We start from the raw sequence: 16,441 nt of genomic DNA, 5'->3' as shown, positions 1-16,441 counted from the left end.
ACTCAAATAAAGCATTACCCTGGCTTATGGATTGTGATTAGTAATCACTGCTTGTCACTAATAGGGAAGTTGAAGCAGTATATTAAGCAAGCGATTTACTAATTAATCATTTGAGGAGAGCATTATGAAAAACATATTATCACCATTAAAGAAAACGTTATTAACTGCGAGTTTATTATGCACGGCTTTTACACAAACAGCACAGGCAGATTTGCTTGATGATATCAAAGAAAAAGGTGAAATCGTAATTGCAACCGAAGCGCGATATGCCCCTTTTGAAATGCTAGAGGATGGAAAAATTGTTGGTTATGGCAAAGATATCCTTGATGAAATATTAAAAGATTTACCTGGCGTAAAACTAACGCAATTAGACCTTCCCTTCCAAGGTATTTTAGCTGGGTTAACCACTAAACGTTATGACTTCGTTGCAACCTCATTAACTATTACCAAAAAACGTATGGAAAACTACGCCTTTACTTACCCTATTTCAACAGCCTCTGTTGGCATATTAAAACGTAAGGGAGATGAAAGAATAATGAAACCTGAAGATATGGCTGGCATGGTCATCGGTACACAAGCTGGCTCAGCACAATTAGGTGTTATTACTGATTATGAAAAAACAACGCTTTTACCTGCGGGCGAAGGCTACAAATCAATTAAAAACTTTACTGATTTCAATGAGGCCTATGCGAGCATTAGCTTCAAGACGTGTTGATGTTGTGCCACAGGCGTTACCTAACCTTGCACCCATTATTAAAGAACGACCAGATATGTTTGAGATTGTTCAACCAGCATTTGGCCCTGCGACTTATTATGGTTGGGTAGGAAGAGATGACGCTGATTCTGCTTCATTAGTACAATTTTTTAGCGATGGAATCGAAAAACTACACGGCAATGGCAAGCTTCTAGAACTACAACAAAAGTGGTTCGGATTCACTATGGATATTCCAACAGGTGTTGTACCTGAACCAGCACACTAGTTTTAAAAACAAGGGGCCTGATAGCCCCTTAAACCATAACAATAATAATAATTAAACATGAGAGGGTATTTGAATGAGTGAAAATTTATATGAAAGTGGGCGTCTCAACTTACCTTTTGTTGGTTTTTGTACTTTTGCGAAAAGTCCAATTGTTGAAAATTGGCAGAGCTTTGAAGCTGATTTTGCTGTCTTAGGTGTACCTTATGATATGGGCTGTCAGTACCGTTCAGGTTCGCGTTTTGGTCCTCGTGCAATTCGTCAGGCTTCAACACTTTTTTCCTTTGGTCATGGCGGTGCTTATGATCATGAATGCGATACGCTGTTTTTAGAAAAGAGCAAAGTGAGTATTGTTGACCTTGGTGATGTAGACATGATTCATACTAACAGTGATCGTTGTCTTGAAAACACAGAACAAGCAGTGCGTAATATTCTAAAAAATAAAGTGACTCCAGTTATTCTGGGTGGTGATCATGCCATTACTGCCGCAACGGTTGCGACTTATTCAGAACAAAAACCGATCCATATTATTCAAATTGATGCGCATTTAGATTTTGTTAATGAGCGTCATGGCGTTCGTTATGGTCATGGTAACTGTATGCGTAGAGTTTCTGAAATGGAGCATGTAACAGGCCTAACTCAGCTTGGAATTCGTAATGTTTCTTCGTCAAATCAAGATGATTACAACGATGCCCGTAGTGCGGGCTCTAATATTATTTCAGTGCGTCAATTTAGAAACCAAGGTCTTGACCATATTTTAAGTCAAATTCCTGAAGGAGAACGTTACTACATTACCATTGATATTGATGGTTTTGACCCCTCTATTGCACCAGGAACTGGTACGCCGAGTCATGGTGGTTTTAGTTATTACGAAGTTTTAGAGTTATTACAGCAAATATGTCAAAGAGGGGATGTAGTGGGAATTGACCTTTGTGAAGTCGCTCCACCCTATGACCCAGCTGAAGTCACTTCAACACTTGTCTGCTCAACTATTAATGAATTTAATTGGTTATGTATCTCATTATAGTAAAAAGGAATTGGTATGAGTCAGGATCCACAGCAGTTGCCCCGTTATAGTGGTATCGCTACTTTTATGCGATGCCCTTATCAACCCTCATTAAAAAATGTTGATATTGCGTTAATTGGTGTTCCCTTTGATGGTGGCGTAACAAATCGTACTGGCACACGTCATGGTCCAAGAGAAATTAGAAATCAGTCTAGTTTGATGCGCTCGGTTAACCAAAGCACTGGGGTTGCACCCTTTGAATTATGCCGTGTTGCTGATGTTGGTGACGCTTTACCTGAAAGTCCTTTTGAACTGGAGCGTAGCCATCGTTCTATTCAAGATTTTTTTGAGCAAATAGTTCAAGCAGGCATCTTACCTGTTTCTGCTGGTGGTGATCATTCAATTAGCTTACCCATTTTAAGAGCATTAGCTAAAGATAGCCCATTAGCTTTGGTACACTTTGATGCGCATTGCGATACTGGTGGCAACTATTTAGGGTCTAAATTTCATCATGGTTCACCTTTTAAAGTGGCTGTCGAAGAAGGTTTAATTGATCCTAAAAAAACCATTCAAATTGGTATTCGTGGTTCAGTTAATCATCAAGATATTTGGAAGTTTAGTCACGATAGTGGCATGCGTGTAATCTATATGGATGAATTCTATGAACTCGGTGTCAAAGGGATCATAGAAGAAGTACACAGAATAATTGGTGATTCACCTACTTATGTCACCTTCGATGTTGATGGCTTAGATCCTGCATTTGCATCAGGCACAGGTACACCGGAAGTTGGTGGCTTTACTACCCATGAAGCGATGCAGATGATCCGAGGATTAAAAGGGGCACATGTTGTTGGTGCAGATGTTGTTGAAGTTGCACCTCCTTTTGATCCTTCTGGTGCGACTGCATTGGTTGGCGCGACTATGATGTTTGAACTGCTGTGTATCGCGACTGAGTCATTACATCAACGTGCTCCATTAGGAGATTAATATGTTGGACTTTAACGTTGTTTTTGAACATGCAGACTCATTACTAAATGGGTTATGGATGACAACTTGGATATCTATACTGTCCATTGCAATCGGATTTATTTTTGGCGTAATTTTATGTTTAGGTAGGTTATCTTCAAATTCCTTTATTCAGTATATTTGTCGATTTTATATCAGTGCCCTGAGAGGAACGCCGTTATTAGTCCAGTTAACTATTGTCTTTTATTTCTTGCCTATCTGGGGAATTAATATTCCTTCTGTCATGGTCGCTATTATTGCTTTATCAATGAATACAGTCGCCTTCCAATCTGAAATTTTGCGTGGCGGTTTTCAGATGATACCGGTGGGCCAAAAAGAAGTCGCTTGGAACTATGGGTTTAGCAAATTTCAAAGTTTACGTTATATTGAATTGCCACAGGTATTAAGGCATACGTTGCCTTCATTAGTTAACGAAACCATTGATATCATTAAAAACTCCGCTTTGATTTCTACGATTGCAGTGACCGACTTAATGCGTATCACGCAAACCTACTCATCGACAACTTACAGACCCATTGAATTTTTTGTATCAGCAGGTCTTTTATATCTATTACTAACATCCTGTGTCAGTTTGTTAGGACGATATATTGAGTCGCGCTTACCCGCTCATTAGGAGATTTGAAGATGGATTTTAACCTTTACATTACTTACTGGCCAATTTTGCTGAAGGGATTATTCTTCACGCTTTACGTGTGTACTATTGGTCTATTGATTTCACTAATTGGTGGTTTAATACTATATCGTCTTAAAAAAATAGACCTTCGTATTACTGCTTTTATGTATTTTATTTATGTGACCATATTTCGAGGAACACCTTTATTAGTGCAAGTTTATCTTGTTTATTATGGTGGCCCTTTTGTTGAATTAGATCTTACTGCTGAACAGGTTGGTATTATCGGTCTAGGGTTATATGGTGCGGCTTATTTTGCTGAAATATATCGTTCTGGTTTTGAAAGTGTGCCTAAGGGGCATATTGAAGCCGCTCATGATTTGGGGTATTCACGCTTACAAATTCTTAGGTATATTCAGTTTCCACAGATGCTTGGTTTGATTATTCCGCCGAGTATTAACCAAATGATTATTTTAATTAAAGAGTCTGCCATTTTGTCTATTATCACAGTGCCTGAAATTACAACGGCAGCTGTTACCATGGCAACACAAACCTTTACCGTTGTTGAACCTTATTTATTTTTAGCTGTTGCTTATTGGCTGATCACTTTTATGGTTTCAAAGGTAGGGCAGTGGTGTGAAACCAGAGCGACCATTCATTTAATTAGACATTAATTTACAGACTTAGGGGGAGTTATGGACAAAACACCACATAAAGCGATTAAACTCGTGGATTTAAAAAAGAACTTTGGTGATAACCAAGTATTAAAAGGTATTAATCTTGAGATTAATTATGGCGAAGTTGTTTGTATTATAGGTGGCTCGGGATCAGGTAAAAGCACCATGTTGCGGTGCATGAATTTTCTTGAGCAATACAATGATGGTGAAGTACTGATTAATGGTCGTTTATTAGGGTATGGCTCTGATGCTCAGGGAAATTTACAATTATCACCAAGTCAGTATGTACAAAAAGATTTGGCTGAAGTGTGTATGGTTTTTCAGCAGTTTAATTTGTGGCCTCATATGAGTGTTATTGAAAATGTAATGTCACCTTTATTAAGAGTGCATCGTATGCCGGCCGAAAAGGCGCGAGAAAGAGCGATGCAAGTGCTTGAAAAAGTCGATATGGCACATAAAATCGATGCATACCCAACGCAGTTATCGGGTGGGCAACAACAACGTGTCGCTATCGCACGTTCCTTAGGAACAGAACCTAAGATTATGTTATTTGATGAGCCAACTTCAGCACTCGACCCTGAATTGGTGGGAGAGGTGCTAAAAGTAATGAAGTCACTTGCATCTGAGGGCATGACTATGGTTATTGTGACTCATGAAATGGGCTTTCGTCGCTCAAGTTGCTAATAAAGTTGTATTTCTGGCTAATGGTTTAATTGAAGAGCAGGGCGAACCAAAAACATTATTTACACAACCAAAATCAGAAAACCTTAAAAACTTCTTAAGTACCTGGAGCGAACGAAATAGCGGGCTAGTTTAATGTCTGGCAACAGCTACAAATAGGGCTTACTTTGTTATCAGTAAGCCCTCAGGTAAATCATCAAGTATACCAGTAAGCTTTAAGACAACTCATCTATTAGCTTGCCTAGTATTGCTAATCCTTCTAATATTTTTTTGCTATCAATAGCAGAGAAACCAAGCCTAATATAATTATCCGGTGCATCATCCTGCATAAATAAAGTATCGCCAGATTCTACAAGAATACCCTTCGAAGTCGCCTTTTCACGTAACAATTGACTTGTTACCCCATTTGGCAAGCCTATCCAGAAACAGAAACTACCTTCGGTTGAATGGACTTCACAATTTCTGAGATATTGATTGATACCTTGTTGCATTAGCAACCATTTATCAGCATAAGCACGACGCATACGACGTACATGACTGTCATAGTAACCCTGGCTAATAAAAAGTGCTGAAATTCTCTGGTTATTTGACGGTGGGTGACGATAATGTAAATGACGTAACTTGCGTAACTCTCTTACTAGGGTTTTATCTGCGACCAAATAACCAATGCGTATACCTGGAGTGAGTGATTTAGATAAACTGCCTACATAAATAACACGACCATGTTGATCAAAGCTTTTTAGTGCAGGTAATGGCTCTTCAATGAAGTTAACTTCACTTTCGTAATCATCTTCAATAACCACAAAATCATCTTTTTGAGCTTGCTCAAGTAGTGCTTTACGCCTTTCTACACTCATGGTCACTGTGGTTGGATATTGATGGCTTGGTGTAACACAAACATAATCACATCCTTTGAGCTGTGAACCAACCTTAAGACCTTGCTGGTCAATTTCAAGCGCTTTTATTGGACTATCACAGAGCGTTAGTATTTGCCGTAATTGTGCATAACCTGGGTTTTCAACTCCAAAGGTTACTTCTTTATTACCCAATAAACTGGCTAGTAAAAAAGGGAGTTCTGCGTACCAAGGGTAATCAATACTTCATCGGTTTGAGCAACAATGCCTCGCTTCGACAGTATTTTCTGGCGAATCTGGGTGACCAGTTCAGGATCATCCATATCTATAAAGCCTTCTACCCATTCATGTAGCTTGCGCGACTTTCTGCTGGTTCGTGAACATTCTCGCCATTGGTAAAGAGGGAACTCTTCTACATTAATGTGTCCATAGATAAAAGGATAAGGATAATTAATCCAGTCTTTATCCTTATTAAGAGAGGTGAATTCGCTGGGTCTTTTCTTGATACGGTTGCACCACTTTGGATTTATTGCATTATTTTCTGGCTCCAGTTGCACTAAATTAGGGCTAGATTCTGCAGGTAAATCTGGATGCACAAAAAAGCCACTGCGTTTGCGCGCAACTAAATAGCCCTCGTCAACCAAGCTTTCATAGACTAATACAACGGTATTCCTTGAGACTCCAATTAACTCTGCCATTTTACGCCCGGAAGGGAGTGGCTTATCACCAAAGGTATCTTGCTTGATAAGGTGTACAAGCTTTTCTCGAATTTGTTGTTGGTAACTGCTGTTGTTATGCAGTTCAATATTTATCAAGAAATCAGCCATCATGTTACCTGTTTAAAAGAGTGGAATAAATTTTGCTGTGTATCTGTTTTGGTATGATATTGAATCAATATTTTTTGCTGTTTATCTATTATTTCTTAGCGAACACACCTGTTAATTCACATCTAAACTAGCAACTTTTACGCCAATGCCTAATTTGGTGCGAATAAAATCATGCGAAATAAATATGATGCCAATGGACTATTAATTTAAAAAACTGGCTCTGTATCTTATTTTTAGTTGCAAGTAATTTAAATAGCGACAGTAACGTCATACAAATAAGGAGTTTGAAGATGAAACAGTATAAAACAACAAAAATTATTACTGCGGTAGCCGCGATGTTATTGGCCTCGAGCGTAGCGACAAAGGAAGTTACCATTGGTTATATGGGCATGTCTAACCCTTGGAAACATGCAATTAGTGAAAAGTTAATTGAAAAAGAGACGGGTTACGAAGTTAAGTGGCGTCGTTTTGACTCTGGCGCAAAAGTGATGACTGCACTTGCTTCTGGCTCTGTTGATATTGCTTCGGCTGGTTCTAGCCCAATTGCGGCAGGTGTCAGCCGAGGCGTTGAGATTGAGTTAGTGTGGATATTAGAAAATATTGCCAATGCAGAAGCACTCGTAGTGCATGATGATAGCGGTATTATTGCTCCATCTGACCTAAAAGGTAAACGTATTGGTGTTCCCTTCGTATCAACTACCCACTTTCATGCTTTATTTGCTTTAGAGCAATTTGGATTATCTGATAAAGAAGTCAAACTGATTAATATGCAACCTAACGCTATTTCAGGCGCTTGGCAACGTGGCGATATTGATGGTGCTTTTATATGGGATCCTGTGTTAGGCCGAATCAAACAAGATGGGCATGTTCTGATTACCTCTAAAACCTTAAGTAGCTGGGGAAAACCAACCTTTGATGGATTAGTAGTAGAAAAGTCATTTGGCAAAGAAAACCCTGAATTTATGGCAAAAGTTATCAAAATAGCGGCTGACTTAGACGCTGAATATCGTGATAACAAAGAAAGCTTCGATGAAACACACCCTATCGCTAAGTCTATTTCTAAAATCTCTGGAAGTGAGCTTAGCACGGTTGCTGCAGCCTTAGCGCTTTATGAGTTTCCTGATTTTAGCTCGCAATTATCATGTGTTTGGGCGCAATGTGGCCTTAGAAGGTGGCGCCGCCAAATCACTTAAATCAACCTCTGAATTCTTGAAAAAAGAGAAAAAAATTAATGATTTAATGCCTGATTATAGCGTATTCGTTAATCCAGAATATGCAATCGCAGACTTCTAAGTTGTAAATGTCATTGTTGATGATGAAGCCTTTTATGGCTTCGTCATTAATTGTTAATCTCGTTAACGTATTTAGGAGAAAACCAATGAATACCTTGAAAATTTGTGATGTGTCAGTTGTTTACCCGAGTCTGCTGAAGGGAGTGAGGCAGTAACTGCTTTATCGGAAGTGAATTTAACCATTGAACAGGGTGACCTCGTTGTTGCATTAGGAGCCTCGGGTTGTGGCAAAACTTCTTTGCTTAACTTAATTGCTGGGTTTATTAAACCTACTGCAGGTTACTTAACATTGGGTAATAGTAAAGTTCAAGGTTACCCAAGGGTTCTTTGTGGCCGAGATATTGGAGATGAAGTTATTGGTCCTGATGCGGATCGTGGTGTTGTGTTTCAGAAACACGCTTTATTACCTTGGTTAAATGTCATTGAAAACACTGAGTTTGGTTTAAAACTTCAAGGTGTTGATAAAGTGACTCGTCGAGAACGAGTCGCAGAATATTTAAAGCTTGTTGGTCTGGAAGACTTTCATCAACATAAAGTTTATCAACTCTCAGGTGGTATGCAACAACGTGTCGGTATTGCTCGTGCCCTAGCTAATGATCCTAAAATGTTGTTATTGGATGAGCCTCTTGGTGCACTGGATGCCTTAACTCGAGAGTCCTTACAAGAGTTGTTGCTCGATGTATGGCGCAAAACTAATAAAATGATGTTTTTTATTACTCATAGTGTTGATGAAGCTTTATTACTCGCAAGCAGATTGATTGTGATGTCACCCCGACCAGGGCGAATAACTCACCAATTTGAATTAAATTTTAATAAACAATTTTTAGACACTAGAGATGCCCGACAGGTGAAGTCTAGCCCCGAGTTTATCAAAATACGCGAGCAGATTTTATCTATCATTCATGGTGATGAATTAGCGGTCGCCTAAGGACAATATTATGAGTAATAGTAATCCAACCATTAGCCTAACAGATATTAAATCAATGAAAGACGAAACAAAACAAAGTGCTTCCAAAGAAGCAGAGGATGAGGTTTTACAAGTTGATAAGGTTGAAGATGGTAAACAATCCTTATCAATAGGACAAAGAATTGAAGCTAAAATTAAAAAAATGACCACTCCGAGTGCTGTTAAAGGTGGTGAGTATTTTGGCACACCAGGTGCTGGAGATAGTCGCTTAATCGGTGTTTTTTCAACCTTATTCTTTATTGGTCTATGGGCTTTTGTAACAGAAGGGGGCTTGGTTAAAGCAATGTTTTTACCTTCTCCTATCGATGTTGTCATCCGCCTATGGGATGTCACTATTGATGGTTTTGCGGGAGCGACATTAGTCGAACATTTGAATGCTAGTCTGATTAGAATATTTGGTGCCTTTTTTGCGCATGTTTGATTGGTATTCCCTTAGGTATTGCGATTGGTTGCCATCGTGTAGTGCGTGGTATTTTTGATCCTCTCATTGAGTTTTATCGTCCATTACCACCACTAGCATATTTACCACTTGTTATTATTTGGTTAGGCATAGACGAATCAAGCAAAGTGACGTTAATTTTCTTAGCTATGTTAGCGCCAATTGTTCTTAGTGCTCGCTCAGGTGTTACATCGGTTCGTATTGAACAAATTCAAGTGGCTTATTCAATGGGAGCAACACCATGGCAAGTAATTACGCAAGTAATTAGTCGTGGTGCATTACCCGATATTATGACTGGTATGCGTATTGCCATTGGATTTGGCTGGACGACCTTAGTGGTCGCTGAAATGGTCGTCGCGGAACGAGGTATCGGTTTTATGGTACTGAATGCATCGGAGTTCTTAGTGACAGATGTAGTGATCGCCGGCATCTTAGTGATAGGTATTATTGCCTATTGTTTTGACTTATTGATGCGTTATTTAGAAGCTAAGCTTATCCCCTGGAAAGGTTATAACTAATAAAATTTTTATTCGCTATTTAAATAATAAGAAGCCAGTATTGTCTAACAATGCTGGTTTTTTATTAATAAATAGGGATAACAAAGGAGCGAAGAAGAAAAGCTTTTTACTTGTTAAAATTACCCCTTAACTATGTATGAAAGACTATTTCCAGTAACTCACAGCTTAGTTCTTAGGCTCTTCATTAATTGCTTTATTGTAACGTCATTGAATCCCTTATCACCCGGCATTTACCACTATAAGTTACTACTGTTGGTTACCCTTCAAATGAAAGGCTTATCTATCAATCTTCCTGTATTAAAATATCAAGTTAATAAAGAACACATGACTAAATGAGGAGTTAATTCGCATCAGTTCTGCATAATGGAAGAAAAATTGAATTAAATATCATCAACTTAAAAATTATTCTACAGTTTTGTTGGTTTTACGTAATTCAGGCGAATCATGGTAGCAATAAGGGGGTATTGGTAGATGATTGAGTGGAGAAATACGCGCAAATAACGGTACAGTATTCTTTAACTTATAGGTTAACTAGATATTCGTTTGAAGGGCACTTAGCAAGCTTCAGCAAGGACAATTGTATTCAGCTATAAAGTATAAGAAAGACGAGATTTTGTTAATGCTCACAAGTTATTAGGATGACTACCAGTACCTTTAAATAATACTGGCATAACTACAGGTATAACATAGGGGCGCAATTTTGATTCAATCTAACATTGAAAATGAGTTTGCTTAAACAATCATTAATGTTGAGTTAACAAGCCCTAAAAGCGCCATCGAAATCATCACGGGTAAAGCAAAACTCTTTAATGACTGAGGAGGCTTGCGGTGGAATAAAAACTGTCCTAGCTGGACTGCAAATAATGTTGGTAGGATTAATATTAATAATGCTTGAGGTAATGTGCCGTCGGCTGTCCCTCCAATCACTAAAGTCGCTAGTGCTAATAATTCACTGACGATAAAGAATAGGATCATTGTTGCTCGTTGGGAACTGGTGCTGAGGTTACTGGATAGCATGTAATAAACAATCATAGGCCCTCCCACAGACGCACTTGCTGTACCTGCGCCAGAGGCTAATCCAAAGCCTATTTTTGTGGTGGCTTTCTCGGCATTAAATGGGTGAAAAGTTGAAAGTAATAAAAAGCATAAACCAAGAATAATTAGGCATATTATAATTTTTAGGATCTCAGCGGGTATCAAAAGTAAAAAGCAGTAACCCAGGGGGATCCCCAAAAGTGAGCCTACAATTAATTTTTTTAATGTATGGAAATCAGCTTGTTTAAGTGCCGCCCTCCAAAGGTTAAGGCTACAAATCAAGTCTAAAGAAAGCACTAATATGACGCTTTGTTGTGGTAGTAAAAAAAATTAAGTCCAACAACAGCAATAGTCGCAAATCCAAACCCACTAAAACCTCGTACAATTCCAGCGAAAATAACAACAGGAATAGCTAACCAAATTTGTTCCATTGCAGACCTTAATTAAAAATTGTTGACTTGATAGTCAGATGCCTAGAATGAAGAATATGACAATATTTATAAAGTGAAGTTAGTGCCAGATAGAGACAATGATAGCGCCACAATTAGCCCTCAATATCAGTATTTCAATAAAAACGAAATACTTATGATATTGGCTCTATTGATTATAAGTGCTGGTGCTAAAGGAAATAGTGTTTCTTGAGATAGTGTTAGTTCATCACCAGCATTTATCCTTAGGAGATTATTATGAGCATTATGGAGTTACCAATACCAGCAAGCACGTCAGACACAATAGAAAAAGATCGCGACCATGTTTGGCATCATTTAAGTCAACATAGTGTGCTAAAAAAACAAGACCCTTTAGTCATGGTTAAAGGAGAAGGTGCTCGAGTTTGGGATGCAAAAGGGAATAATTATTTAGATGCTTCTTCAGGTGGTGTTTGGTGCGTAAACGTAGGTTATGGACGTGCTGAAATAGCAGATGCTATTCGTGATCAAGTGATGGAATTAAACTTTTTTGCGAGCACAGCGGGCACAGTGCCTGTCTGCTGAGTTTGCGGAAAAATTATTACAAAAAATGCCAGGTATGAGGCGTGTTTATTATGCGAGTTCGGGCTCTGAGGCAAATGAAAAAGCGTTTAAAATTGTTCGTCAAATTGCTCATCAGAAGTACGGTGGCAAAAAACATAAGATCTTATATCGTGAACGCGATTATCATGGCACAACATTAGCGGCTTTAAGTGCAACGGGACAAGAAGAGCGCCGTAAACACTATGGACCATTTGTGCCTGGCTTTGTTGAGTTTCCTCATTGTTGTGAATATAGAAGCCAGTTTGGTGAAGTTGAAAATTACGGTTTATTAGTCGCCCAAGAACTAGAAAAAGTCATTTTACGAGAAGGGCCTGACACAGTTGGTGCTGTGGTTTTTGAACCTATCACAGCTGGTGGAGGTGTGATAACTCCTCCAGAAGGTTATTGGCCTGCTGTCATGGCGATTTGTAAAAAATATAATGTATTAATACATATCGATGAAGTGGTATGTGGTATGGGAAGAACGGGAAAATGGTTTGGTTACCAACATTATGGTATTAAGCCAGATATTGTTACCTTAGCTAAAGGTATTGCATCAAGTTATGCGACCATTTCGTGTACCGTGACAACCGAAGAAATCTTTGATGAATTTATTGCCGATAGCAGTGATAGAGATGCTTATTTCCGTGATGTAAGTACCTATGCTGGATGTACAGCGGGCCCAGCAATATGCTTTAGCGAATCTGAAAATATTAGAGCGTGAAAACCTGGTTGAGAATAGCGCCAAAATGGGGGATTATTTGCTTGAGCAATTACAACTTCTTAAATTACATCATAGTGTTATTGGTGATGTACGTGGTAAAGGCTTGTTACTTGGTATTGAATTAGTTAGTGATAGGCAAACTAAAACACCTGTGACAGAAGATATAACCATGAAAATAGTCGCTATGTGTATGAAAAAGGGCTTATTATAGGTAGAACAAACCGTTCTTTTACACTTTATAACAATACCCTATGTTTATGCCCAGTGTTAACACTAAATAAAGAAGAAGCGGATTTTATCGTTTCTACTTTAGATTCTGTGTTTAACGAATATTTAGATTAAATATATTAAGCTTTTCTAATAAGGGCCTATTGATCCTGAAAATTCATTTTGCAAAGATCAATTGGCCCTAAATAGACCATCGTATTTTTTCATAAATTATCTAGTTATCTCATTTTCTTAATGAGCTAGATTAATGAATTTTATTTATATCAATTACTTCAAGCAGGTTAATTAGGAGTGAAACATGACAGAGAATAAACATCCCGTTGTATTGATCACGGGTGCCACTTCAGGCTTCGGTTTAGCAACGGCTAAAAAATTTGCAACGCAGGGTTATCCATTAATTATTACTGGACGAAGAGCTGAGCGTTTAGAGGCCTTAAAAGCAGAACTTACCCCTTTTACAAAGGTTTTTTCTTATACTTTAGATGTTCGAGACGATAAAGCCGTTGAAGCATTAGTTGACGCATTGCCTGCAGAATTTAAAGAGGTGGCAATATTAGTTAACAATGCAGGGTTAGCCTTAGGCACAGAGCCTGCTGATAAAGCATCACTAGCGGATTGGCATACTATGATTGATACCAACGTAACAGGTTTAGTGAATGTTACTCACTGCTTCTTACCGACGCTACGCAAACAAGTATCATCTAGTGTCATCAATTTAGCGAGTATTGCGACTAACTGGGCTTACCCGGGAAGCCATGTTTATGGTGCAAGCAAAGCATTTGTTGCTCAGTTCTCAAGAAACCTTCGTAGTGATTTTGCTGGTTCTGGTATAAGGGTAACAAGTTTAGAGCCAGGTTTATCTGAAAGCGAATTTAGCTTAGTAAGGTTTAATGGCGACCAAGATAAATACAATCAAATTTATAACAATGCAAAAGCATTACAACCAGAAGATATTGCTAACATTATTTTTTGGATTGCAGAGCAACCCGCACATATCAATATTAACAGCTTAGAAGTAATGCCTACTTCTCAAGCTTGGGATAACTTTAAAATTATTAAGCAACAGTAAGCCTATTAATAAGCATTGATCGATTAGTGTAAAGCAATATGTTTATGATTAGTGGCCTTAAAACAATTCAAGCCTATAATTATTATTTTGTAGTGCTAGCCTAGTATCTGCAAGTTTTTAAACTTACCAATATTTCATTCAAATAAATATCCGCATTGATTATAAAGTTGATGCGGTTTTTTTCGTTTATCGTTATTTGTAAGCATGTTTTATGTTTTCAAATAATAAATTTTATTTAAGTGTGCGTTATGATCCCATTATTGCTGTATTAACCCACTGATTTGTTTATTAATTTAATATTTACTATAGTAAAGTCAGGAAAGCCTGAATACACATGACAATAAATATTCCAAGGATATCAATTTGCCATTAAGACTTTTTTTACCCATTTTATTTTGTCTCTCTGTTCTTTTTTCAGGGTTCACTCTGGGCTCTCCTCTTTCCCTGAAAAGAATTGGCCTTGAGCAGGGCGTCTCGCAAAGCACTATTTATGCAATTATTCAGGATCAAGCTGGCTACATTTGGTTAGGTACAGGAGATGGAATTGATATTTATGATGGTTATTCCTTTAAGCATTTAAGGCACAACCCCGATGATGCAGGCTCTTTAAGTAGTAACTATGTTAAAGCGCTAATGTTAAGCCAGGATGGCAGTGTTTGGGTTGGTACCCTCGGGGGAGGACTAAATCGTTATAATTCTCAAACAGGTGAATTTGTTCGTTTTCATGCTGAGAAAAATGATGAAACTGGAATAGTGAATCAAGATATATATAGTTTATTTGAATCTCGGGATGGTCGGATCTGGATCGGTAAAGATAAAGGTATATCTGTGTTTGATCCGCGAACTAATCAATTCAAACATTTTGTCCATTCTGCTGGTAATCCCGTTTCAATTAATATTGGCCCTATTCGAGCAATTACTGAAACTACAGATGGCACTATGTGGTTTGGTTCTTCTCAATCAGGGATTAGCTATCTGGCAAAGGGAAGTGATAACTTTCGTTTTATTAGCCATGATAAAAATGCTTCAGAGAGTTTGAGCGATAACGCAATTAATGCTTTTCATCAGGATAAAAATGGAAATCTATGGATAGGTACTGAGTATGGTGGACTTAATAAGCTAGATCTAAATAATAAAGAAATCACTCGTTATCAACAATCTTCAAGTAACAAAGAGAGTCTAAATGACTCTGAAGTGACCTCCTTTTTTGAAGATGCTAAAGGTGGCTTATGGTTAGGAACATGGTCTGGTGGCCTTAATTATTTTGACCCTAACAACGAAATATTTAAATCCTATCGCTATAGTCAGGCAAATACTAGTAGCATCAGCAGTGATACTGTGATCAGTCTTTTTGAGGATCAAAGTGGCATGCTGTGGGCTGGTACATTTGATGGCGGTGCTAACCTAATTAATTATCAATATGATGATTTTGAGCATTATCAGTATGATCCTGTGTTAAATAATGGTGTCGTTGATAAGATGATTTGGGCTATTGCTGAAGATGAAAAGGGCGATGTTTGGGTGGGCACCAAAAAAGGATTAAGCCACTTTGATCCTAGCAAGGAAAGGTTTCAATCCTATTTCCGAGATGGTCAATGTATGAATGCCATTGAAACGATTGATATTCGTTCGATATTACCTGATAACAAATTACTTTGGTTAGGAACAGCTGGTGGTGGGTTACTAAAATTCAACCCACAAAATTGTAATGTAGAATCTTACCTACATGGTGAGAATGATCAGAACTCATTATCCGATAATCATGCTCGTCTTTTGTTAAAAGATAGCCAGCAACAATTATGGATTGGCACCCGAAATGGCTTAAACAAACTCGATTTAGCGACAGGTAAAATCAAAAGGTACAAATTAAATTCAGCAGATCCAACAACCCTTTTGCATAATAGGATTCGTTCATTATATGAAGATGACGACGGTATCATTTGGGTTGGTACAAGTGGCGGATTAAGTCGCTATGATAAAAGAACAGACAGCTTTGATAATTTTACTGCTGAGCAAGGCTTTTTGAGTGAAAATGATGTTCGAGACATTTGGAAAGACAAGCTGGGTATTTTGTGGATTGCAACGGGTCATGGGCTAACCCGCCTAGACTTAAGGTTACAGCGAGCTCAATTTTGGTATGATAAAGATGGCTTGTCCAACAACACTTTATATAACTTGCTGGTGGATGATAAATTTCTTTGGATAACAACCAATAATGGTTTGTCTCGTTTTAATCGCCAGACTCATCAATTTAGTAACTTTGATATCAGTAATGGGCTTCAAAGCAATGAGTTCAATATTAATGTCGCGCTGAAATCACGCTCAGGTTATTTTTATATTGGTGGCGTAAAAGGTTTTAACCGCTTTCTTCCAGAAACCTTAAATAACAATAAGGTTGCACCAAAAATAGATTTTACGGTGAAGTCTGAGCAGACTAAAAACAAATACAATAGACTTTTCTGCACCTCCGTCTATAACCCTAGAAGCCTCGGATAGAAATA

At 38.1% G+C, this 16,441-nt stretch carries 17 protein-coding genes and 2 pseudogenes; 16 read left to right on the top strand and 3 right to left on the bottom strand.

Annotated features, from left to right (window positions below):
* Positions 1-124 precede the first annotated feature (124 nt).
* The 7 genes and pseudogenes from ACLKMH_RS24450 to ACLKMH_RS24420 all read left to right on the top strand — a co-directional run bounded on the left by ACLKMH_RS24450 (position 125) and on the right by ACLKMH_RS24420 (position 5,113).
* Positions 125-715 carry a transporter substrate-binding domain-containing protein gene (locus tag ACLKMH_RS24450; protein ID WP_413700329.1) on the top strand — a complete coding sequence of 197 codons (591 nt, stop codon included), beginning with the start codon at positions 125-127 and terminating at the stop codon, positions 713-715.
* Positions 687-980: a hypothetical protein gene (locus tag ACLKMH_RS24445; protein ID WP_413700328.1), complete on the top strand. Its 294-nt coding sequence runs from the start codon at positions 687-689 to the stop codon at positions 978-980. Before ACLKMH_RS24450 ends, ACLKMH_RS24445 begins: the two co-directional genes overlap by 29 nt.
* A 73-nt stretch (positions 981-1,053) precedes the next feature.
* A complete protein-coding gene (gene speB, locus ACLKMH_RS24440) occupies positions 1,054-2,004 on the top strand; it encodes an agmatinase (RefSeq protein ID WP_413700327.1) in 951 nt (316 codons plus the stop codon).
* Positions 2,005-2,019: 15 nt separating this feature from the next.
* Positions 2,020-2,970, top strand: a complete 951-nt coding sequence (gene speB, locus ACLKMH_RS24435; RefSeq protein WP_413700326.1) for an agmatinase — start codon at positions 2,020-2,022, stop codon at positions 2,968-2,970.
* Position 2,971: 1 nt separating this feature from the next.
* Positions 2,972-3,622 (top strand): amino acid ABC transporter permease, encoded by a 651-nt coding sequence (locus ACLKMH_RS24430; protein WP_413700325.1) that lies wholly within the window; start codon positions 2,972-2,974, stop codon positions 3,620-3,622.
* An 11-nt stretch (positions 3,623-3,633) separates the two neighbouring features.
* The gene (locus ACLKMH_RS24425) at positions 3,634-4,293 is read left to right on the top strand and encodes an amino acid ABC transporter permease (RefSeq protein WP_413700324.1); all 660 of its coding nucleotides are present in this window, start codon (positions 3,634-3,636) and stop codon (positions 4,291-4,293) included.
* Between the two features lie 21 nt (positions 4,294-4,314).
* Positions 4,315-5,113, top strand: a pseudogene (locus ACLKMH_RS24420) (amino acid ABC transporter ATP-binding protein).
* 79 nt (positions 5,114-5,192) lie between these two features.
* Here ACLKMH_RS24420 and ACLKMH_RS24415 read toward each other — a convergent pair.
* Both ACLKMH_RS24415 and ACLKMH_RS24410 read right to left on the bottom strand, forming a co-directional pair.
* On the bottom strand, positions 5,193-6,026 hold the full coding sequence (locus ACLKMH_RS24415; RefSeq protein WP_413700323.1) for a PLP-dependent aminotransferase family protein: 834 nt from the start codon (positions 6,024-6,026) through the stop codon (positions 5,193-5,195).
* An 8-nt stretch (positions 6,027-6,034) separates the two neighbouring features.
* Positions 6,035-6,661, bottom strand: coding sequence for a GntR family transcriptional regulator (locus ACLKMH_RS24410; protein WP_413700322.1), 627 nt, complete (start codon positions 6,659-6,661; stop codon positions 6,035-6,037).
* Positions 6,662-6,948: 287 nt separating this feature from the next.
* Between ACLKMH_RS24410 and ACLKMH_RS24405 the strand changes: the two genes are divergently transcribed.
* The 4 genes from ACLKMH_RS24405 to ACLKMH_RS24390 all read left to right on the top strand — a co-directional run bounded on the left by ACLKMH_RS24405 (position 6,949) and on the right by ACLKMH_RS24390 (position 9,874).
* Positions 6,949-7,851 (top strand): glycine betaine ABC transporter substrate-binding protein, encoded by a 903-nt coding sequence (locus ACLKMH_RS24405; protein ID WP_413700321.1) that lies wholly within the window; start codon positions 6,949-6,951, stop codon positions 7,849-7,851.
* Between the two features lie 268 nt (positions 7,852-8,119).
* Entirely contained in the window at positions 8,120-8,878 is a 759-nt protein-coding gene (locus ACLKMH_RS24400) for a taurine ABC transporter ATP-binding protein (protein WP_413700320.1), read from the top strand.
* A gap of 10 nt (positions 8,879-8,888) precedes the next feature.
* Complete coding sequence (locus ACLKMH_RS24395) at positions 8,889-9,338, top strand: hypothetical protein (RefSeq protein ID WP_413700319.1); 450 nt, start codon at positions 8,889-8,891, stop codon at positions 9,336-9,338.
* Positions 9,335-9,874: an ABC transporter permease subunit gene (locus ACLKMH_RS24390; protein WP_413700318.1), complete on the top strand. Its 540-nt coding sequence runs from the start codon at positions 9,335-9,337 to the stop codon at positions 9,872-9,874. Before ACLKMH_RS24395 ends, ACLKMH_RS24390 begins: the two co-directional genes overlap by 4 nt.
* A 732-nt stretch (positions 9,875-10,606) precedes the next feature.
* On the opposite strand, the pseudogene ACLKMH_RS24385 reads toward ACLKMH_RS24390, so the two are convergent.
* Positions 10,607-11,221, bottom strand: a pseudogene (locus ACLKMH_RS24385) (TSUP family transporter); the annotation flags it as partial.
* Between the two features lie 374 nt (positions 11,222-11,595).
* Here ACLKMH_RS24385 and ACLKMH_RS24380 point away from each other — a divergent pair.
* From ACLKMH_RS24380 to ACLKMH_RS24360, 5 genes are all read left to right on the top strand, one after another.
* On the top strand, positions 11,596-11,901 hold the full coding sequence (locus ACLKMH_RS24380; RefSeq protein ID WP_413700317.1) for an aminotransferase class III-fold pyridoxal phosphate-dependent enzyme: 306 nt from the start codon (positions 11,596-11,598) through the stop codon (positions 11,899-11,901).
* Complete coding sequence (locus tag ACLKMH_RS24375; RefSeq protein WP_413700316.1) at positions 11,867-12,643, top strand: aspartate aminotransferase family protein; 777 nt, start codon at positions 11,867-11,869, stop codon at positions 12,641-12,643. Before ACLKMH_RS24380 ends, ACLKMH_RS24375 begins: the two co-directional genes overlap by 35 nt.
* Positions 12,582-12,854, top strand: a complete 273-nt coding sequence (locus tag ACLKMH_RS24370; RefSeq protein WP_413700315.1) for an aminotransferase class III-fold pyridoxal phosphate-dependent enzyme — start codon at positions 12,582-12,584, stop codon at positions 12,852-12,854. Before ACLKMH_RS24375 ends, ACLKMH_RS24370 begins: the two co-directional genes overlap by 62 nt.
* 315 nt (positions 12,855-13,169) lie before the next feature.
* Positions 13,170-13,940, top strand: coding sequence for an SDR family NAD(P)-dependent oxidoreductase (locus ACLKMH_RS24365; RefSeq protein WP_413700314.1), 771 nt, complete (start codon positions 13,170-13,172; stop codon positions 13,938-13,940).
* A gap of 363 nt (positions 13,941-14,303) precedes the next feature.
* Positions 14,304-16,436: a two-component regulator propeller domain-containing protein gene (locus ACLKMH_RS24360; RefSeq protein WP_413700313.1), complete on the top strand. Its 2,133-nt coding sequence runs from the start codon at positions 14,304-14,306 to the stop codon at positions 16,434-16,436.
* Positions 16,437-16,441 lie beyond the last annotated feature (5 nt).

Origin of the sequence: Psychromonas sp. KJ10-10 (assembly GCF_047323245.1) — a bacterium.
Classification (GTDB): domain Bacteria; phylum Pseudomonadota; class Gammaproteobacteria; order Enterobacterales; family Psychromonadaceae; genus Psychromonas.
Note: the sequence above shows the minus strand (reverse complement) of the source record. Positions and strands in the feature narration are given on the sequence as shown.